A 19,624-nucleotide genomic window follows, 5' to 3' on the forward strand; every position below is an offset into this window, starting at 1 on the left:
ACGACCTTACGTGTCACCCTCAGCGTTGTCGGTTCTCAGGCTAGGGGCGCGCTCGAAACGGTGTCCAACACAGCACTGGGCTGAGGGGGAACCCTCAAGCGGTGGTCAAGGGTCGATCCGACGGGGCTGGGGAGCGGCTCAGCGACTGGTCGGATTGGCCGGTGACGAGACGTCGTAGACGGTGGCCTTGACCTGCAGCAACGCGGTCGCCACCTGGGCCTTGGTCGCCGACTCCTCGGCGCTGCCCCAGACCACCGATCGTCCGCCCCTCAACACCACCGTGATGGTGTCGGGGCTCTGGGCCTTCATGCCGGTCACCTCGCTCCGCAACCGCGGGGTGAGGGACTGCGCCACGGTGGCCAGGTCGCCGAGCAGTCGACGGTCGGTGTCGGTGGTGTTCACCACGACCAGGCGCGGATCGCGCTGGGTCTGGGTGTGGAACACCACCCCCGAGCCGTCGACCCACTGGTAGGTGGAACCGTTGATGCGCTGCACCCGGGCGGTCCGTTCGGTGACGACCACCTGGACCGCCGAGGGCCACCGGCGGGTGGTGCTCACCGACTCCACCTCGGGAAGCGTTGCCACGCGGTCGGAGATCTGTTGCAGCCTGACCTGCGCGAGGGGCTGGCCCACGGGCACCCTCGCCCGGGACTCGACCTGGGTGGAGGTCAGCAACCGGGTGCCCTCGATGCGAACCTCCCGAACCGAGAAGACCGGGGTGAACCAGACCACCACGGCCAGCACGACGGCCAGTCCCAACCCGACGCCGGCCAGCACCACCGGACGAACCCTGCGCCAGCGGGCGCGCCGACGACGCCGTCGCAGGCCGGGCCTGGCGTCGGCCAGACCTGGCACGCGGCTGCGATCGGCCATCAGGCGGTGCCTTCGCGCAGCAGGTCGACCAGCAGGGGCCCGACCAAGGTGACGTCACCCGCACCCAAGGTCATCACGAGATCTCCCGGACGACTGTGGCTGGCCAGCCAGCCGGGCAGGTCACGCTTGTCGGGCACGTAACTGACCTCGCCTCCGTGCGCCTGGCCGGCCTGCACCACCAGGTTTCCGCTGACACCGGGTACCGGGTCCTCACGGGCACCGTAGACGTCCGTCACGACCGCGAGGTCAGCCAAGGTCAGGGCCTCGCCGAACTCGTCGGCGAACTCAGCGGTCCGGCTGTAGAGGTGGGGTTGGAAGCAGGCGATCAGTCGTCCCTCACCGACGGCCCGACGGGCCGCCGTGAGCGCGGCACGCAGTTCGGTCGGGTGATGGGCGTAGTCGTCGTACACCCGCACTCCCCCGCTCTCGCCGACCAGCTGGAACCGCCTCAGCGTGCCGGTGAAGGCCGCGGCCCCGGCCACCAACTGTTCATGGCTGCAGCCCAGCTGGCGGCCCACCGCGTAGGCGGCAGCGGCATTCTCGAGGTTGTAGCGTCCCGGCACCTGCAGCCGGATCCGCCCGGAGGACCCCCCATGGTCGAGCACCCCCGAGGCGGTGGTGCCCTCGAAGTCCAGCTCGCTGAGCCGGACGTCCTCCCCGGGCCCCGAGCCGTACCGCACCACGGTGGTGCCCAACGCCTCCACCCGATCGGCCAACTCGGCCGCTCCTGGGTCGTCGGAGTTGGCGACCAGCACGGCCACGCCGGGCTGGCTGGCGAACCGGACGAACCCGTCGATGTAGGCCTGCGGGGTCTGCCAGTTGTCGAGATGGTCGGCCTCGACGTTGGTCACCACCGCGATCGTGGTCGGGTACTGCAGGAAGGAGCCGTCCGACTCGTCCGCCTCGACCACGAAGACGTCACCGGTGCCCAGGTGGGCGCTGGTTCCGGAACTGGCCAGGGGTGACCCGATCACATAGCTCGGATCGAGGTCGGCTGCGGCGAGCATCACGGCGGTCATGCCCGTGGTGGTGGTCTTGCCGTGGGTGCCAGCGATGGCCACACCGACCTTGCCGTGCATCAGGCTGGCCAGCGCGGCGGACCGGTGCAGCACGCGCAGACCTCGGCGTCTCGCCTCGGCGAGTTCGGGGTTCGTCTCCCTGATGGCCGAGGAGACGACCACCGTGTCTGCGTCACCGAGTTGCGCTGCCTCGTGGCCGACGAAGGTGGGGATGCCGGTGGCCGCGAGTTGGCGGAGCACGGACGAATCCGTCTGGTCGGAACCGCTGACCTGCACCCCCCTGGCGTGGAACAGTTGCGCGATGCCGCTCATGCCGGCGCCGCCGATGGCGATGAAGTGCACCCGTCCCAGACTCTCGAGCGGTTGCACGTCGATCGGTTCACGCAGTGCCATGGTCACCTCCGGCGACGGATTCGATGATCTCGGCCAGGGTGCGTGCCGAGTCGGCCGGCATCAGCGCCGGCCCGGCCTTGGCCATCCGCTGGAGGCGAGCGGGGTCGCCGAGGATGGCCTCGACCTCGTGGGCGAGCCTGTCACCGTCGAGTTCGTGATCGGGGACGAGCACCGCTCCGTGTGCCGCCACCAGGCTGGCGGCGTTGCGGGCCTGCTCACCGTTGCCGTGGGGCAGCGGGGCGAAGATGGCGGGCAGTCCCACCACGGCCGTCTCGACGACGGTGCCCGCACCCGATCGTCCGATCATCAGGTCGGCGGCGGCGTAGGCCTGCTCCATGCGGTCGACGAAGGCCACGGGGACGTAGCGGGCGCCCGACTCGGCAGTGACCACCTCGGTGTGCTCGGCGAAGTTCTTGGGACCCCACACGTGCAGCACCTGCCAGCCCTGCGCCAACAGTCGGTCGCGGGCACCCAGCAGGGCCGTGTTGATGCTGCGGGCGCCCTGGGATCCGCCGCTCACCAACACCGTGAGCCGGTCGGGGTCGAGACCCAGGTCACGCCTCGCCTCGGCCCGGCGGGCCGACCGTCCGGCCCCGTCCTCGCGGGCCAGGTCGGAGATCGCCGTGCGAACCGGGAGGCCGATGAAGCGGGCGCGCGGCAGGGGGGTCTCGGGAAAGCTGACGGCACACACCGTCGCGAACCGGGCAGCTACCCGGTTCGCCAGACCCGGGACGGCGTTCTGTTCGTGGATGACCACGGGGATGCCCATGGCCCTGGCCGCGAGGTAGGCAGGCATGGACACATAGCCGCCGAAACCCACGAGCACGTCGGCACGCCTGCGCTTGAGGATCGCCCTCGCCTCGCGCACGGAACCGACGAGTCGCCACGGGAGTTTGGCCAGGTCAAGGGTGGGCCGCCTCGGCAGTGGCACAGGCGTGACCAGGTCGAGTTCGAGCCCCGCCGCCGGGATCACCCTGGTCTCCAGGCCCCGGGACGTACCGATCGCGGTGCACGTCACCCCGTGTTCGCGAAGCACCTCGGAGGTCGCGATCAGTGGGGAGGTGTGACCGGCCGTCCCTCCCCCGGCGAGCACCACGTTCAGCACGTCGTCCACCAACCTCTCCTCGGATGTTCCTCACCCATCATTCCAAACCAGCGCGATGACACGCGGATCCTCGTCCTCGCGGCGGTGTCGACATGGGCGGTGTCGTCGCGCCCGGGCGCCTCACTTGGGGACGACGCGGGTGACCCGGCGCTTCTTCGACGCCGCAGCCTCGATCCACTTGCGGGCGGCGGGTTCGTGCCTCGCGCAGGCGAGCAGCACACCGGCCGCCAGCAGGTTCGACAGCAAGGCGGAACCGCCCACTGAGATGAACGGCAGTGGCACCCCGACCACGGGCAGTGCGTTCAGGGCCACCCCGATGTTCATCAAGGTCTGGAACATGATCCAGCAGGTGATCCCACCGGCCACCACCCGCACGAACAAGGTGTCGGCCCGCTGCGCGATCCGGATGCCGCCGTAACAGAGCACGGCGAAGGCCGCGATCACCGACAAGGTTCCGAAGAGACCCAGTTCCTCACCCAGCACAGCGAAGACGTAGTCGTTCTGGGCGGCGTCGGCCAGCCCTCCCCACTTCTGCCGGGACCCGCCGAGTCCCACCCCGAACCAGCCACCGGTGGCGAGGGCGTAGACCGCGCTGAGCGGCTGCTGCGAGACGGTGGGGTCGTTGTGCGAGGTTCCCGCCAGGAAGTTCATGATGCGGGTCATGCGGTTCTGGCTCGCCAGCACCAACACGGCGACCACGCCGCCCAGGGCCGTACCCAACCCGCCCATGATCACCATCGGTGTGCCGACCAGCCACAGCACGGAGGCGAAGATGGCGACCAGCACCAGGGCGGTACCGAGGTCGCCGCCCGCCAGGATCAGCAGGATCGGCACCCCGAACCCGATCAGCAGCGGGGGCAGCAACTGCTTGGGCTGGTCGAGCACCTTCTGCTTGTTGTGCAGCACCGCGGCCGCCCAGACCACCGAGGCCAGCTTTGCGAACTCGGCCGGCTGCAGGGTGCCCAGCCCGCCCAGCGAGATCCACGCCCGGTTGCCCTTGTTCTCGATCCCGAGCGGCGTGAACAGGGTCAACAACAACACCACCGACAGCACCATGGCCGGCCACGCGATGCCCGACAGGAAACCGACACTGCGCCGACTCAGCCACCAGGCAACGGGGATGCCGACGGCGAGGAAGACCATCTGCCGCACGGCGAAGTAGTAGGGGGTGCCCGAGATGGCCTGGGCGTAGACCGAGGACGAACTGAGACTCATCAGCTGTCCGATGCTCACCAGCAGCACCACCGGGATCAACACCAGGTAGTACGACGACATCGGTTGGGCCAGGAGAGCCGACACGGCCCCTTGCCTGCGCCGGGACCCACCCGAGCGTGCCTTCGTCCGCTCGCGGGTGGTCGTCGCCATTCGGATTCCTTTCGCAGGGCTGGGGGAAGTCAGTCCTGGACGAGCCCGCCGACGGCGTCGATGAAGCTGTCACCGCGGGCGTCGTAGCCGGACCACATGTCCTTGCTCGCACATCCGGGAGCGAGCAGCACCACGTCGCCTGGTTGGGCCAGTCCGGTCGCCGCCTCGACGGCCTCGACCATGGCTCCAGTGTCCGACCTCTCGATCGAGATGACCGGCACATCGGGCGCGTGTTGGGAAAGTGCGGCGGCAATGACGGGAGCGTCGACACCGATCAGCACCGCCCCCCGCAGCCGGTCGGCGTGCTGGCTCACGAGGTCGTCGAAAGTGACCCCCTTGGCCTGTCCCCCGGCGATCCAGACAATGGACTCGAACGCCCTCATCGAGGAGTTGGCTGCGTGCGGATTCGTGGCCTTGGAGTCGTCCACGTAGGTGACCCCGCCGATCTCGGCGACCTTCTGGATGCGGTGCCCGCCCAGTTCGAGCGTGCGAAGCCCTTCGGCCACGGCTTGCGGCGACACCCCGAAGCTGCGTGCCAGGGCGGCGGCGGCCAAGGCGTTCTCGACGTTGTGCGGCGCAGAGGGCTTGACGTCGTCGAGGTTGCACAGGGGAAGGGCGGACGACTGACGTTGCGCCACGAAGGCGCGGTCGACGAGCAGGTCGTCGACCACCCCCAGCATCGACGGCCCGGGGATGCCCAGAGTGAACCCGATCGCGCGGGCACCCTCGATCACGTCGGCCTCCTCGACCATCCTCTCGGTGGCCGGGTCGTTGACGTTGTAGACGCAGGAATGGCTGACCTGGTTGAAGATGCGCGCCTTGTCCGCCGCGTAGGCGGCATAGGGGTCGTCCTCGTGGGCGTACCACTCGAGGTGGTCGGCATCGAGGTTCAGCACCGCCGCTGAATGCATCTGCAGGGAGGGTGCGTAGTGCAACTGGAAGGACGACAGTTCCACGCAGTAGACGTCATAGGAGACGTCGTCGAGCACGGCCTCCATGACGGGGCGTCCGATGTTGCCCACACAGGCCACCTTCAACCCGGCGGCCCGCAAGATCGAGTCGAGCATCTGTGTGGTGGTGGTCTTGCCGTTGGTGCCGGTGATCGCCAGCCAGGGCACCACCCGGTCTGGCCGCTGGAAGCGCCAGGCGAGTTCCACCTCACCCCACACCGGCACTCCTCTTGCCAGGGCCTGCGCGATCAGGGGCGCGACCGGGCGCCACCCCGGCGAGGTGACCACCAGGTCGACATCGTCGGGGAGGGTAGCCGTTGAGCCCTCCCCGATCCGGACGTCTCCGTCGAGCAGCCGCAGCAGGGTCGCCTTCTCCTGGTTGGCCTCGGTGTCGGCCTCGTCGAGCACGATCACCCGGGCACCGCGTTCCAGCAGCGCATCGGCCGCTGCGAAACCCGAGCGGGCGAGCCCGGCGACCACGACGGTGGCCTCATGCCAGGCCGAACTGCGGTCGGCTCCTTCGAGCCAGGGCAGGCGGGGCGTGACCTCCATCAGCCGACCACCCATTCGGCGTAGAAGACGCCGAGGCCGGCCGCCACGCACAGTCCACAGATGATCCAGAACCGGATCGTCACCGTGACCTCCTGCCACCCCACCATCTCGAAGTGGTGGTGGAAGGGTGCGATCTTGAACAGCCGCTTGCCCTTGGTCGCCTTGAACCAGCCCACCTGGAGGATCACCGACAGCGTCTCCATCACCATGATCCCGGCGATGATCACCAGCAGGAACTCGGTGCGGCTCATGATGGCCAGCCCGGCCAGGGCACCCCCGATCGCCAGGGAGCCGGTGTCGCCGATGAAGATCTTGGCCGGTTTGGCGTTCCACCACAGGAATCCGAAACAGGCTCCCGCCAGGGCCAGCGCGACCACCGCCAGGTCGTGTGGGTTGCGCACGTCGTAGCACTTGGGTCCGGCCGTCGAGGTGAACCCGCAGTACTGGTTGAACTGCCAGATGTTGAGGATCGCGTAGGCGGCGAAGATCATCGTCGAGCAGCCGGCGAGCAGACCGTCGAGGCCGTCGGTGAGGTTGGAGGCGTTGGACGCACCCGCGATCAGCACCATCAGCCACAGCACGGCGAGCGGGAAGGGCAACCACAACCAGTTGATGTCGCGCAGGAACGAGATGGCCTGGCTCGCGGGTTCGATGCCCCGGTCGTCCGCCAGCGAGAACGGTGCCCAGGGTGCCTCGGAGGGCAGCAGTGCCAACACCGCGAACGAACCGGCGACGAAGACCTGCCCGAACAGCTTGCCCCGGGGGGTCAGCCCCAGGGAACGCTGCTGGCGGATCTTCGTCCAGTCGTCGAGGAAGCCGATGAAGCCCATGCCCAGCAGCAGGTAGAGCACCAGCAGGGCCGACACGGTGATCGGTGTCCAGGTCAGCAGGTGGGCCAGGAAGTAGGAGACGATGACCGACACGATCACGGCCCAGCCACCCATGGTGGGGGTACCTCGTTTGGTGTGGTGGGTGGTCGGCCCGTCATCGCGCACGAACTGCCCGTAGCCCCTGCTGACGAGGAACTGGATCAACAGGCGGGTACCGAACAGAGTGCCGACCATCGACAGTCCACCGGCGAGCAGGATGTTCTTCACGACTTCTCCTCCACGACATGGGCGAGCACGGCCGCAGCCACTCGTTCGAGTGCGAGACCGCGGGACGCCTTCACGAGGACGACGTCGTGCGGGCCCAAATCTAGCGATCCGGCCTCGTCCACGCTGACGACCCGACCGGCGAGCCCGGCTTCGGCGGCGCCGGCCACCATGGCGGGAGCCTCGTCGCCGATGGCCAGCAACAGGTCGACGCCGGCCTCGGCGGCCCATCGTCCGACCTCGTGGTGGCGGGTGGTCGAGTCGGGGCCCAACTCCAGCATGTCGCCGAGTACGGCGATCACCGTGGCGTCCGGATGCGCGGCCCGGCGCGCCGCGCCGATCGCACCGAGGGCTGCCAGCGCCGCCTTCATGGAGTCGGGGTTGGCGTTGTAGGAATCGTTGATGACGGCCCCGCCATGTGCCGCCACCTCGAGTTGCATCCGCCAGTGGGAACGGTGGCGGGCGGCTGTCAACGAGGCGGCGATCCGCTCGGGCGCCACTCCGGCCCGCCAGGCAGCGGCTGCTGCGGCGGCGGCGTTTGCCACCATGTGGCGACCCAGGAGGGCCAGACTGACCTGGTGGCGGTGCTCGCCGGCGGCATCGGTGAACACCAGCGTGAAGGTGGGGCGTTGCAGGTCGTCCAGGCTGATCCGGGTGGCCCAGACCAGCGGTCCGTCGACCTCGGGTCGAGCGTCGGCGGCCGAGAACCAGGCGAGCTGCCCGATGGTGCGGCTGGCCATCGCGGCAACCCGGCGGTCGTCCGCGTTCAACACCGCCCATCCCTCGGCCGGCAACGCCTCGACGATCTCACCCTTGGCGCGGGCGATGCCCTCGACCGAGCCGAACTCGCCGAGATGGGCCGAACCCACATTGAGCACCATCGAGACCAAGGGCGGGGTCATCGAGCACAACCAGGCAATGTGCCCCTGCCCTCGCGCACCCATCTCGCTGACCAGGAAGCGGGTCTGCTCGTCGATCCCGGTCGCCGTGAGCGGTACCCCGATCTCGTTGTTGAAACTCCCGACCGGCGCCACCGTCGGCCCCTCGGCCTCGAGCACCTGGGCCAGCAGGTCCTTGGTGCTGGTCTTGCCCGAAGAACCCGTGATGGCCAAGGTGACGAGTCCGGCGGCACGGGCCTCGTCCACCACGGCCCGCGCGAGCCCGGACAGGCCTGCAAGCGGGTCGTCGACCAGCAGGTGTGGCACCGGGGCACCGGTGGGACGACTGGCCAGCACCGCGGCTGCTCCGGCGTCGGCGGCGCGGGCGGTGAAGTCGTGTCCGTCGACGTGTTCACCGGGGAGCGCGACGAACAGACATCCGGGAGTGGCGAGCCGGGAGTCGATCACGACGTCGGGGCCGACCACGGTCGTCGGGTCGCCCTCGACGCGGCCGTCGGTCCAGGCGGCGAGGTCTGACAGACGATGGCTCCTCATGACTGCTCCCCGATCCCGGTGGTCGCGCTGGCACGGATCCGGCTGTTGCCGGTGCCGCTCCCGCTGATCGCACTCATGACTGCTCCCGGGCGATCATCGCCCATTCCTCGACCACGACGTCGGCGTCATCGAAGGGCAGCACCCGGTCGCCGACGATCTGTCCTTGTTCATGACCCTTGCCCAGCACCAGCACGACGTCATCGGGCTCGGCCCAGCGAAGGGCGTGTGCGATCGCGGCGGCACGGTCGGCGCACTGCACGACGGTCGCCCCCGGTCGTGTCTCGGCGACGGCCCTGGCTCCCTGCTCGACGGCCAGCCGGATCCGGGCGGGGTCCTCGGTTCGGGGGTTGTCGTCGGTGACGACCACGAGATCGGCATGAGCGGCCGCGCCACCCATCATCGATCGTTTGGCGCTGTCACGATCACCCCCGGCACCCACCACCACAGCCGTGCGGGAGAACTGGTCCCCGACCCGCACCGCCTCCTCGATCGCCTGGGGGGTGTGGGCGAAGTCGACGAACACGGTCGGGGTGGCCTGCTCCCCCTGGCGGGGTGGCCCAAGTGGGATCCGCTGCATGCGTCCCGGCACCTGGGCGTGCCTGAGGCCCGCCATCGCCTGGTCGGGGTCGACGCCCACCACCGCGGCCATGGCCAGGGCGAGCACGGCATTTCGTCCGTTGTGGGCGCCCGGCAGGTCGATGCTGAGCTCTCGCTCCCCCAGCGCCCCGGCGATGCGAACCCGGGTACCACCCTCGGGAGTCGGCTCACTCGACAGCAGCCGGATGTCGTCGTCCGCTGCCGTGCCCACGGTGGTGAGGGCGGGCGCCTTCGCTGCGCGCAGGCGGGAGGCCAGGAGTCGTCCGTGGTCATCGGTGGTCATCACCACGGCGTGCCGGCAGCGGTCTGGCTCGAACAGGCGGGCCTTGGTCTCGAAGTAGTCCTCGAGGGTGGGGTGGAAGTCGAGGTGGTCGCGGCCGAGGTTCGTGAAGCCGGCGACGTCGAAGCCGACCGCCCGCACCCGCTCCAGCGCGAGGGCGTGGGACGAGACCTCCATCACCACTGCGTCGGCGCCCTGGCCGACGAACCGGGCGAGCAGGGCCTGCAGGTCGAGCGATTCGGGGGTCGTCACCGTGGTCCTGGCCACCTCGACGGGCTCGCCCGCGAGGCGGAAGCCGATGGTGCCGATGGTGCCCACCCGATGACCCGCCGCCGCGAGCGCCGCCTCCAGCAGGAAGGTGGTGGTGGTCTTGCCGTTGGTGCCGGTGACTCCCAGCATGGTCAGCCGCTGACTCGGGTATCCATGGAAGCGCGCGGCGAGATCGGCCATGGTCAGGCGGGGATCGGCGACGACGACGACCGGCAACCGGTCGCCCACCAGGCCCGAACCCACCTCGTCGGTGAGCACGACGGCAGCGCCCGCCGTGACAGCGGTGTCGACGAACTGCGCCCCGTGCGCCCTCTGACCGGGCAGTGCCACCCACAGATTGCCCGGGGCCACCGTTCGTGAGTCAAGAGCCAGTCCCGTGACCACGACATCAGCGGCTCCGACCGGCGCCACCGCGAGGTCGGCGAGCAGCACGGACAGCCTGATCGGGGGTGGGGACGTCATCGAGGGATCACCGGTCACGGTACATATGTAAGCGGACGCTCGGTCGGCTTGGTGGTCGACGGGAGCACACCGTAGCGGGGCAGGGCGAGGCTCATGATCTGCTGGGCCACCGGCAGGGCCAGCGTCGAACCGTCGGTCCCGCGGGTGGGCTGGTCGACGACGACGTAGACGAGCAGCTGCGGGTCCTCGACCGGGGCGACGCCCACGAAGCTGGCGGTGTAGCCGCGGTAGCAGGAGCACTGCGGGTCGACACGCTGGGCGGTGCCCGTCTTGCCTGCCATGCGGTAGTTCGGGATCGAGCGGGACTTCTTCAGCATCACCACCGACTCCATCATGTCGAGCACCTGCGCCGATGCCGCCGCCGAGATGACCCGGCGTGGCTCCGCCTTCTCGACGGGAACCGCCTTGCCGTCACCGTCGACCGTCGCCTTGACCAGCGTGGGCGCGTTGTAGAGCCCACCGTTGGCCACCGCTGCGATGGCCGATGCCTCCTGGACGGCGGTGACTGACAGTCCCTGACCGAAGCTGATCTGGTCGCGGGAGTAGTCGGCCAGGCTCGCGGGGGGCAGCCAACCCGCCGACTCGCCGGGCAGGCCGAGTCCGGTCTTCTTCCCCAGGCCGAAGTCGAGCAGGTACTGGCGCAGCTTCTGCTTGTTCATCTGGCGGGTCAGCAACACCGTGCCGATGTTGGACGAGTTGGCGATCACACCACGCGCGGTGAGGTGGAGGGTGCCGTGCTCGAACGCATCCTTGATCTTGCCGTCGCCCGAGACCACACGACTGGGTACCTCGACGCGGGTGTCCGCGGTGACCAGACCTTGGTCGGCGAGGGCGGCCATGGTCAGCACCTTCTCGACCGACCCGGGCTCGTAAGGGGCGCTGACGGCACGGTTGCCCAGGTTGGCCGGGTCGGCTCCGGCCGGGTCGTTGGAGTCGAATCCGGGCGTGGTCGACAGGGCCAACAACTCGCCGGTCTTGACGTTCATGACGATCGCGGTGCCGTTCTTGGCGCCCGCCCTGGTCACCCCCGCGGCCAGTGCCTGGTTGGCCATCAACTGCATCTCGGTGTCGAGGGTGAGGGTGTAGCTCGTGCCGTCGACCGCCGGGACCAGGGTCGTGTTGGCCAACGGGATGCGTCCGTTGGCGCTGGTCGCGTAGGACTCCTTGCCGTCGGTCCCTGCCAGGGAGGCCTCCAGGGAATACTCCAGTCCACCGGCCCCCTCGCCGGCCGAATTCATGAAGCCGATCACGTTGGCGGCCACATCGCCCGCCGGGTAGGTGCGGATCGGGTCGTCCTCCTTGGCCAGGCCGTGCAGTCCGATGCCGTCGTTGGCGGCGGCCAGGTCGCGGCGGATCTGCTCATAGGTCCAGGCCGGCACCTGCGACTTCACGACCACGTAGTGCTTGCGACCGAGGTCACTGAGGACGGGCAGGTAATCGGCCTCGGAGCCCCCGAGGTACTTGGCGAGCACGACGGAGATGTCACGGGCGGCCGTCGCGGCGCGCTTCTTCTGCCCCGGGGTCATCTCCACCCGGGTGTCGATGCCGTTGCGGCTGATCATGATCGGGTCGGCGACGATCTTGACCGCCTGCTCCGAGGAAGCCATCACCACGCCGTTGCGGTCGCTGATGGTGCCGCGCTGGGCCACCAGGGTCTTGGTGTAGGTCATCCGGTTGGCGGCCATCGCCGCGTTCGCCTGGGCGTCGTAGGCCTGCAGGTAGAAGGCCCGGCCTGCCCACGCCGCAAGCGTCAACAGCATCACCAGCAGCAGCGCGTTCAGACGGGTGGTGCTGTTGGCCAGCCGGAGGCGCCAGGTGCGTCCGTAGGTCGGCCTGCCCGTCTGGTGGGGACGGCGGCCGGGGGTGCGAGCGGGTCCGGTCGACGCGCTGCGCTGGCCCGCAGGTCCCGACGAGGAGCGCGACGCCGAGGAGCGGGAGGACGAGGAGCGGGAGGACGAGGAGCGGGAGGACAGGGGACGCTCCGAGGAGGAACGGTCAGAACGGGGGCGGTCCGAACGGGGACGGTCCGACGGGGCGCGGCGATCGCTGGGGGGACGACGCTCGGGGCTCATCAGCGACCGCCGGCGGTTGGGGCGGTCGAGGGCTTGGTCGAGGAATTCGTCCGGGCCGGGTTGGCGGTACTGGAAGTGGCGCTGGGCTTCGCACTTGGCTTGACGCTGGCCTTGGCTGCCGCGGCCTTCTTCTTGGCTTCCTCAGCGCGCTTCTTCCTCAACTCCTCGGCCTTCTTCCTGGCGGCATCGGCCTTGGCCTTGGCCTCGGCCGCCACCTGGGCGCGAGCGCCCTCCTGGGCGTCCTGTTGCTGCTGCCAGGAACTCCACTTCTGGTCGGGGAGTTCGTTGCCGGTGACGGGCACGGGGTTGCCCAGGATTCGTCCGTCGGCCAGCGTGATGAAGGCGGGGTAGGGGTTCGGACGAAGCCCCAGCTGATGGGCCCTCTGCTCGAGCGCGGAGGCGGAGCGCAGTTGCTCCACCTGGGTGGTGAGTTCGCCCTTCTGGTACCCCAGCGAGGTGGCGTCGGCCTGCAGCGAGTTGAGTTGCTTCGCCTGGGTCTGGATCGCAGTGTTGAGCACCAACAACCCCAACAACCCGAGTGCCAGCAGTGCTCCCAGCACGGCCACGAACGGGATGCGGACGACCTTGGCCGGGGCGTCCAGCGCCCGCAGGTGGGGACGCGTCGACTCCGGGGCGCCGGGTTCGCGCTGAGGACTGGCCCAGGAGGTCAGGGACTCGACCACACTCATGCTGCACTCCTCACTGTTTCGATGGCACGGACTCGTTCGATGGCGCGGAAACGGGCCGAGGCGGCACGCCGGTTGGCCGCCACCTCGTCGGGGGTGGGTTTCTCCGCCCCCCTGGTCAGGGACCTGCACTCCGCGCGGAGGTGATCGGGCACCATCGGCAGGTGGGCAGGGGCGCGATCGGAGGTCACGACCCGGAAGACCTGCTTGACCAGTCGGTCCTCCAGGGAGTGGTAGGCCAGCACGGCGAGACGGCCGCCGACGGCCAGTGCGGCCACTGCGGCCGGGAGCACCCCCGCCAAGGCCTCGAGTTCGGCGTTCACCTCGATGCGCAGGGCCTGGAAGGTGCGCTTGGCGGGGTGGCCGCCGGTGTTGCGGGCTGCGGCCGGGATGGCATCCGAGATGACCTGGACGAGCCTGGCCGAGCTGGTGAAGGGCTGCTGTTGACGGGCCGCTACGATGCGCTGGGCGATGCGTCGGGAGAACTTCTCCTCACCGAAGCGACGAAGGATCCGCTCCAGGTCGTCCAGCTCGTAGGTGTTGACCACGTCGGCCGCGGTGGGGCCTGAATCACCCATCCGCATGTCCAGGGGGGCGTCGACCGAGTAGGCGAACCCCCGCTCGGTGCGGTCGATCTGCAGGCTGGACAGTCCCAGGTCGAGCAACATCGACTGGATGCTCGTCGTCCCGGTGCGCTCCAGGACCTGGGGCAGTTCGTCGTAGACGGCCCGCTCGAGACGGACACGGTCACCGAAGCGGGCCAACCGCTCACCGGCGATGGCCAGCGCCTGCGGGTCGCGGTCGATCCCGATCAGTCTGGCGTGGGGGCAGGCGGCGAGGATGGCTTCGGCGTGGCCACCCGTACCGAGGGTGCCGTCGACGTGCACCGAACCCGGAGCCTGGAGTGCCGGCGCCAGGACCTGCACGATGCGGTCGACCATGACCGGTTCGTGCAGTGCTGACGCGTGTGGCTTCGGGGCGTCCACCTCGGACATTCGACCCTCCCTCTCGGGATGTTCGTGTGGCTGGCTCGGGGGGCAACGGTTGTGTTCCGTGGTTTCAGTCCGGGCCGCTGGGAAGGCCACCTGGCACCGGGGAAGGTGCGCCAGGGGGCTGCGGTGACCGGGCTGAAGCCGCGGGACACAGTCGTTGGTCGTACTGCTTGGTCGTACCGGGTGGTCCTACTTGGGGGGTGTTCAGTCGTGCTGGTCGAAACCGAGGAAGGGGTCCTCGTTCATCTCTGCGAAGGCGTCCTCGTTCTGCGCGGAATAGGCATCCCATGCAGCCGGATCCCAGACCTCGAGGCGATCGATCGAACCCACCAGGACCAATTCCTTGTCGAGGCCGGCGTAGTCGCGCAGCCGGGGAGGAATCGTGATGCGTCCCTGCTTGTCGGGCACCTCGTCCGAAGCACTGGCCGCCAGCATGCGCTGGTAGTCCCGCACTCGCTTGAAGGTGCTCGGGGCCTTCATGCTCGCCACCGTCATCTGCCTGAAGGTCTCGAGCGGATAGATGGCCAGACAGCGGTCCTGCTGCCTGGTGACCACCACTCCGTCCGCGAGCGCCTCCCGGAACTTCGCTGGCAGGAACAGCCGGCCCTTCTCGTCGAGCTTGGGCGAGTAGGTACCGAGAAACATCCCGCACCCTCCCCTGTCGCTCCACAGAAGCACCCGTCTGCTCCACTGCGCTCCACCATACTCCACTTCGCCCCACCAGGACCATAGGCGCCGGTGTGTTGCTCCCCCTCCCACCAGCTCCCGCGGCTCGGAGCGAGCCCGCTCGAGGCCTGGCGGGGCCGAGGCCACCCGGGCACCTGCTGGGCCGGGCCCCCGACCCCGGCTTCTTCCCCGCCGTTGCCTGCAGTGGTTAGGCTGAGGCAGTCTGCGTGGGGGTGGTGCTCCGACGTCCACGCCTGATCCGAAGTCGCCCACCAGGCCGCCCACCGGCGGCGCACCAGCGAGGAGAACCGTGGCAGACACGAACCAGGCCGTCGCGATCGACGAGGTGATCGAGATCACCGATCGTGTTCGAGGCGCCATCGAGCAGGTGATCGAGGGCAAGCGCGACCAGATCACCCTCGCGATGACCGTGCTGCTCGCCGAGGGGCACCTGCTGGTGGAGGACGTGCCGGGCGTCGGCAAGACCATGCTGGCCCGGGCCCTGGCCAAGTCCATCGACTGCACCGTGCGCCGGCTGCAGTTCACCCCGGACCTGTTGCCCAGCGACATCACCGGGGTCAGCGTCTTCAACCAGGTCACGCGCGACTTCGAGTTCAAGCCCGGCGCCATCTTCGCCAACATCGTCGTCGGCGACGAGATCAACCGTGCCTCGCCCAAGACCCAGTCGGCCCTGCTCGAGGCCATGGCGGAGCGCCAGGTCTCGTCCGACGGTGTCACCCACGAGCTCGCCTCGCCGTTCATGGTGGTCGCCACCCAGAACCCCATCGAGATGGAGGGCACCTATCCCCTCCCTGAGGCCCAGCGCGACCGGTTCATGGCACGGGTCGAGATGGGCTACCCCACCCGAGGTGCCGAGCTCGCCATGCTGGAGCACCACGGTGCCCGCCAGCCCCTGTCAGACCTGCAACCTGTCACCGACGGTCCCGAGATCGTGCGGCTCATCGAGATCATCAAGGACGTCTACGTCGCACCGGCGGTGAAGGACTACATCATCGACGTGGTCACCGCCACCCGCCGTACCGACGACCTGCGTCTGGGAGCTTCGCCACGGGCCAGTCTCCACCTGCTGCGGGCCGTGCGGGCGCACGCCGCCCTGCACAGCCGCGACTACGCCATTCCCGACGACGTGCAGGCCCTGGCTCGTCCCGTGCTGTCACACCGGGTGTTGCCCTCGACGGCCGCCCAGCTCGACGGGCGCTCGGTGGCCGACATCATCGAGCACGCCGTGTCGTCGGTGGTCATCCCCGATCGTCGGTGACCATGAGCGTCCTGCGCATGCTCACCTCGCGGGGCTGGACGCTCGTCATCCTCGGAGCGATCGTCACCGTCGCCGCGATGCTGTTCGGCCAGAACGACCTGCTGTGGTTGGGACTGCTGCTGATCGCGCTGCCGGCAGTCGCCATGGTGATGGTCGGACGATCGCGCATGTCGCTGGCGGTGGAACGCCGACTGAACCCCGCCCGCGCCCCCCTCGGTGAGCGGCTGCGCGGCAGCCTCACCCTGACCAAACGGGGATCGCTACCGCTGGGACTGCTGCAGTTCGAGGAGGCGATCCCCCGCCAGCTCGGACGCCGCCCGCGGTTCACCGTGCACCGCTTCGCCGGTGAGTGGTCGCGGCAGGTCAACTACCCACTCGAGGGCCTCGAGCGGGGCCGCTACCAGGTGGGTCCCCTGCTGGTCCGGGCCACCGACCCCTTCGGGCTGGCCAAGATGGATCGTCGCTTCGCCTCCACCCGAGAGACCATGATCACCCCGCGCATCGTGCCGCTGTCGAGCATGGGGTCGGCCACCGGGCAGGGTCAGAGCGGCGACTCGACCCCCCAGCGGATCGGGCTGGTCGGCGCCGACGACGTGCTGGTACGCGAGTACCGGGCCGGGGACGACGTGCGTCGGATCCACTGGCGCTCGACCGCCCGGCGCGACGAACTGATGGTGCGCCGGGAGGAACAGGCCTGGGATCCCAGCGTGTCCGTGCTGCTCGACAACCGCTCCTCGGCCCACGCCGGCATGGGTCAGGACAGTTCCTTCGAATGGGCGGTCTCGGCCGCCGCCTCGGTCGCCATGCACATGATCTCGTCGGGCTACCGGCTCAGCATCCTCGACACCGAGGGACCGTTGGTCGATGCCGACACACTGACCCCCGACGAGTTGCGGGAGTCGGTCGCGCTCACCCTGACCGACGTGACCATGACCAGCCACAACACGTCGCTGGCGACGATGGTGCGCGCCGCCACCGGCCACCAGACCGGCGAGGTGCTGATCGCCATCACCGGACGCCTCAGCCGCGACGACGTGCACGCCCTGGTCGCGATGCGCTCCCACCGGGCCCAGGGGCTGGCCATGGTGCTCGACGTCGACACCTTCACCGCTCGTCGCTTCCGGGGGGACGAGTCCCTCGCCGGTGAGCACGAGGCGGCGATCGACCTGCTGCGTCGTCATGCCTGGCGGGTGGTCGAGGTGACCGGCACGACGACCATCGACGAGGCCTGGCGGTCGCTCGACCGGGTGGGGGTGACCACCCGATGAGGACGACGGACCGACTCGCCCTTGCCACGATGGGCGCCATGGTGCTCGCCACCGTGTCGATGCTGGCCCTCACCAGCGACCGGCTGTTGCTGGCCTTCGGCATCGGACTGGTCGCCGTGCTGATGGCGATCTCGGCCGGGGCCAGACGCCTGCGCGTCGGCTCCTGGCTGGTGCACCTGTGGCAGTTGCTCGTCGTGGCCGGGGTCGGACTGGGACTGGGACTCAGCGCCCAACCCGCGTCCGGCAGCTGGCTGCAGCAACTGGGGCAGCTCTACCTCGAGGCGGTGCTCACCATCCGCACCGAGTCGGCGCCCATGGAGGCCAACGGCGCCGTCCGCTGGCTGTTCCTGATCATCCTGGGTCTGGTCACCATCCTGATGGACCTGCTGGTGCTGACCCTCTCGTCGCCCGCCTGGTCGCTGGCACCGCTCGTCTCGGTCTACCTGATCCCAGCCCTCGCCCTGCCGGGTGGGGTGTCGTGGTGGGTCTTCGCCCTGCTGGCCTCGGGTTACCTGGTGATCCTCGCGGCGGACACCGCCAACCGACTCGGCACGTGGACGAGGAACCTGGTCACCGACTCCGCCGAGCGCACACACTCCCGCTGGGGGGTGTGGCGGATGGCAGCCGTGGTCGGGATACCGGTGCTGGCCGCGGCCATCGCCGCCGGCAGCCTGCTGCCCACCTTCGGCACCCTCGACCTCGATGCCCGCCGACCCCGGGGCAACGGCCCGATCCAACTGGTCGACCCCACCATCGAGCTGCAGAAGAACCTGGCCCAGCAGTCGGAACGGGTCGTCATGACCTACACCAGCAACAGCCCCACCGGGGAGTACATCCGGTTGACCTCGCTCAGCCAGATCGACCGCACGGGGTGGAAGCTGACCCCGATGCAGTTGAGCACCGGCTCGCTCCCCCAGCCCCCGGGGGTCTCGTCGACGCGCCGGACCACCACGCAGATCAACGTCGGTGACTTCTCGACCCAGTACCTGCCTGCCCCCTATGCGCCCGACTCGTTCCAGGCCACGGGCGAGTGGGCCTGGGATCGCAACACCCTCACCCTCGTCTCGACCGCCGCCAACGGCACCGAGTCGACTCGCAACCTCTCCTACGAGGTGACCAGTGTCGACACCGATCCCAACCCGCAGCAGTTCAACGAGGCGATCCCTGGGGCACCCGCCGACGCTGCCGTCACCGCCCAGGTGCCCAGCGACGTGCCGGCCGAGATCGCCGAACTGGCGGCCTCGATCACGAAGGACGCACCGACCCCCGTGCTGAAGGCAGCGGCGATCCAGGAGTACCTGCGCGACCCCCGCCGGTTCACCTACTCGACCACGGCTCCGGCCGGCGACGGCTATGAGGTGATCGCCAACTTCCTGCTGCGGGACAAGGCCGGGTACTGCATCCACTTCGCCTCGGCGATGGCGCTGATGGCGCGGCTCGAGGGCATTCCCTCCCGCGTGGCCGTCGGCTTCCTGCCCGGTGAGAAGACGGGCGACCAGTGGCGGGTTCGCGGACGCAACATGCACGCCTGGCCCGAGCTCTACTTCGCCGGCTTCGGCTGGGTGCGCTTCGAGCCGACCGCAGCCGTGGCCGACGCCCCGATGTGGACCGTGACCTCACCCCTGAACCAGCCCACCCCCAGTTCCAGCACCTCCCAGCAGCCGTCGTCCGACCCGACCTCGTCGTCGAGCGCCAGCGCCCCCAGTTCGGACCCCAGCGCCAGCCAGAGCACGGCCGCGCCCGTGAGCGGGGGCACGGGCTTCGTGATGCCGTGGGCGCAGGTCATCGCGGCCACCGGCGGGCTCGCGGTCGTGGCTCTCCTCGCCGTGACGCCGTGGCTGGTGCGCCGGTCGATCAGGCGTGGACGACTGCACGCCACCGGGGACCCCCACCACGTGGTGGCCGGGTGGTGGGAGGAGGCCCGGGACACGCTGGTGGACTCGGGCACGGACTGGCCCGAGGGATCACCGCGCGGGCGTGCCGCTGCAGCGGCCCCCGGATTGGGCACCGAGGCCGCCGGGGCGTTGAGCCGGTTGGCGCTGGCGGTGGAGCACTCGCGGTACGCCAGGACGATGGATGACCTGTCACCCGACCTGGCCGATGACATCCGGTTCTTCACCCACGAGGTGCGCGAGCACGAGACCGGCCTACGCGGCCTTGCCGCGACGTTGTGGCCGAGGTCACTGTGGGTGAACCTCGGGCGCTGGCTGTCCGGGGTCCGCCACTGATTCCGGACCGGCCGGCACCCCGGAGGATCGGGCCCGCGAA

The 19,624-nt window shown here is 69.5% G+C and carries 15 protein-coding genes; 3 read left to right on the forward strand and 12 right to left on the reverse strand.

All coding sequences use genetic code 11. The features are described 5' to 3' along the window. Positions 1 to 138: 138 nt before the first annotated feature. The 12 genes from QQZ11_RS00955 to mraZ all read right to left on the reverse strand — a co-directional run bounded on the left by QQZ11_RS00955 (position 139) and on the right by mraZ (position 14,788). Positions 139 to 873 (reverse strand): cell division protein FtsQ/DivIB, encoded by a 735-nt coding sequence (locus tag QQZ11_RS00955; protein ID WP_284548189.1) that lies wholly within the window; start codon positions 871 to 873, stop codon positions 139 to 141. After that, positions 873 to 2,285, reverse strand: coding sequence for a UDP-N-acetylmuramate--L-alanine ligase (gene murC / locus QQZ11_RS00960; protein WP_284548191.1), 1,413 nt, complete (start codon positions 2,283 to 2,285; stop codon positions 873 to 875). The genes QQZ11_RS00955 and murC overlap by 1 nt, the downstream gene beginning before the upstream one ends. Continuing rightward, the gene (gene murG / locus QQZ11_RS00965; RefSeq protein ID WP_284550118.1) at positions 2,272 to 3,390 is read right to left on the reverse strand and encodes an undecaprenyldiphospho-muramoylpentapeptide beta-N-acetylglucosaminyltransferase; all 1,119 of its coding nucleotides are present in this window, start codon (positions 3,388 to 3,390) and stop codon (positions 2,272 to 2,274) included. The genes murC and murG overlap by 14 nt, the downstream gene beginning before the upstream one ends. Positions 3,391 to 3,510: 120 nt before the next feature. Continuing rightward, entirely contained in the window at positions 3,511 to 4,665 is a 1,155-nt protein-coding gene (locus QQZ11_RS00970) for a peptidoglycan glycosyltransferase FtsW (RefSeq protein ID WP_051139702.1), read from the reverse strand. A 119-nt stretch (positions 4,666 to 4,784) separates the two neighbouring features. Beyond that, positions 4,785 to 6,272 (reverse strand): UDP-N-acetylmuramoyl-L-alanine--D-glutamate ligase, encoded by a 1,488-nt coding sequence (gene murD / locus QQZ11_RS00975; protein ID WP_026377826.1) that lies wholly within the window; start codon positions 6,270 to 6,272, stop codon positions 4,785 to 4,787. Continuing rightward, a complete protein-coding gene (gene mraY, locus QQZ11_RS00980; RefSeq protein WP_022909737.1) occupies positions 6,257 to 7,354 on the reverse strand; it encodes a phospho-N-acetylmuramoyl-pentapeptide-transferase in 1,098 nt (365 codons plus the stop codon). Before mraY ends, murD begins: the two co-directional genes overlap by 16 nt. Next, positions 7,351 to 8,784: a UDP-N-acetylmuramoyl-tripeptide--D-alanyl-D-alanine ligase gene (locus tag QQZ11_RS00985; protein WP_284548193.1), complete on the reverse strand. Its 1,434-nt coding sequence runs from the start codon at positions 8,782 to 8,784 to the stop codon at positions 7,351 to 7,353. The genes mraY and QQZ11_RS00985 overlap by 4 nt, the downstream gene beginning before the upstream one ends. A gap of 73 nt (positions 8,785 to 8,857) precedes the next feature. Beyond that, a complete protein-coding gene (locus QQZ11_RS00990; protein WP_084707690.1) occupies positions 8,858 to 10,393 on the reverse strand; it encodes a UDP-N-acetylmuramoyl-L-alanyl-D-glutamate--2,6-diaminopimelate ligase in 1,536 nt (511 codons plus the stop codon). Between the two features lie 14 nt (positions 10,394 to 10,407). Beyond that, positions 10,408 to 12,195: a peptidoglycan D,D-transpeptidase FtsI family protein gene (locus QQZ11_RS00995; RefSeq protein WP_284550119.1), complete on the reverse strand. Its 1,788-nt coding sequence runs from the start codon at positions 12,193 to 12,195 to the stop codon at positions 10,408 to 10,410. 269 nt (positions 12,196 to 12,464) lie between these two features. Continuing rightward, positions 12,465 to 13,154, reverse strand: a complete 690-nt coding sequence (locus tag QQZ11_RS01000; protein ID WP_284548194.1) for a hypothetical protein — start codon at positions 13,152 to 13,154, stop codon at positions 12,465 to 12,467. Beyond that, positions 13,151 to 14,146, reverse strand: a complete 996-nt coding sequence (rsmH, locus tag QQZ11_RS01005; RefSeq protein ID WP_284548195.1) for a 16S rRNA (cytosine(1402)-N(4))-methyltransferase RsmH — start codon at positions 14,144 to 14,146, stop codon at positions 13,151 to 13,153. Before rsmH ends, QQZ11_RS01000 begins: the two co-directional genes overlap by 4 nt. A 201-nt stretch (positions 14,147 to 14,347) precedes the next feature. Beyond that, a complete protein-coding gene (gene mraZ, locus QQZ11_RS01010) occupies positions 14,348 to 14,788 on the reverse strand; it encodes a division/cell wall cluster transcriptional repressor MraZ (protein ID WP_022909731.1) in 441 nt (146 codons plus the stop codon). Positions 14,789 to 15,119: 331 nt separating this feature from the next. Between mraZ and QQZ11_RS01015 the strand changes: the two genes are divergently transcribed. Genes QQZ11_RS01015 through QQZ11_RS01025 form a run of 3 tightly spaced genes read left to right on the forward strand, consistent with a single transcriptional unit; the run spans position 15,120 to position 19,584 of the window. Continuing rightward, complete coding sequence (locus QQZ11_RS01015) at positions 15,120 to 16,088, forward strand: AAA family ATPase (RefSeq protein ID WP_022909730.1); 969 nt, start codon at positions 15,120 to 15,122, stop codon at positions 16,086 to 16,088. A 2-nt stretch (positions 16,089 to 16,090) separates the two neighbouring features. Further along, positions 16,091 to 17,356 carry a DUF58 domain-containing protein gene (locus tag QQZ11_RS01020; protein WP_284548197.1) on the forward strand — a complete coding sequence of 422 codons (1,266 nt, stop codon included), beginning with the start codon at positions 16,091 to 16,093 and terminating at the stop codon, positions 17,354 to 17,356. Between the two features lie 38 nt (positions 17,357 to 17,394). Beyond that, positions 17,395 to 19,584: a transglutaminase family protein gene (locus QQZ11_RS01025; protein ID WP_284548199.1), complete on the forward strand. Its 2,190-nt coding sequence runs from the start codon at positions 17,395 to 17,397 to the stop codon at positions 19,582 to 19,584. Positions 19,585 to 19,624: the final 40 nt, after the last annotated feature.

It is taken from the genome of Aestuariimicrobium sp. T2.26MG-19.2B, assembly GCF_950101875.1.
Classification (GTDB): Bacteria; Actinomycetota; Actinomycetes; order Propionibacteriales; family Propionibacteriaceae; genus Aestuariimicrobium; species Aestuariimicrobium kwangyangense.

Coding starts and splice junctions, on each gene's coding strand:
- QQZ11_RS00955 (WP_284548189.1), bottom strand. CDS start 873: ATGGCCGATCGCAGCCGCGTGCCAGGTCTGGCCGACGCCAGGCCCGGC.
- murC (WP_284548191.1), bottom strand. CDS start 2,285: ATGGCACTGCGTGAACCGATCGACGTGCAACCGCTCGAGAGTCTGGGA.
- QQZ11_RS00970 (WP_051139702.1), bottom strand. CDS start 4,665: ATGTCGTCGTACTACCTGGTGTTGATCCCGGTGGTGCTGCTGGTGAGC.
- murD (WP_026377826.1), bottom strand. CDS start 6,272: ATGGGTGGTCGGCTGATGGAGGTCACGCCCCGCCTGCCCTGGCTCGAA.
- QQZ11_RS00985 (WP_284548193.1), bottom strand. CDS start 8,784: ATGAGGAGCCATCGTCTGTCAGACCTCGCCGCCTGGACCGACGGCCGC.
- QQZ11_RS00990 (WP_084707690.1), bottom strand. CDS start 10,393: ATGACGTCCCCACCCCCGATCAGGCTGTCCGTGCTGCTCGCCGACCTC.
- QQZ11_RS01000 (WP_284548194.1), bottom strand. CDS start 13,154: ATGAGTGTGGTCGAGTCCCTGACCTCCTGGGCCAGTCCTCAGCGCGAA.
- rsmH (WP_284548195.1), bottom strand. CDS start 14,146: ATGTCCGAGGTGGACGCCCCGAAGCCACACGCGTCAGCACTGCACGAA.
- mraZ (WP_022909731.1), bottom strand. CDS start 14,788: ATGTTTCTCGGTACCTACTCGCCCAAGCTCGACGAGAAGGGCCGGCTG.
- QQZ11_RS01020 (WP_284548197.1), top strand. CDS start 16,091: ATGAGCGTCCTGCGCATGCTCACCTCGCGGGGCTGGACGCTCGTCATC.
- QQZ11_RS01025 (WP_284548199.1), top strand. CDS start 17,395: ATGGTGCTCGCCACCGTGTCGATGCTGGCCCTCACCAGCGACCGGCTG.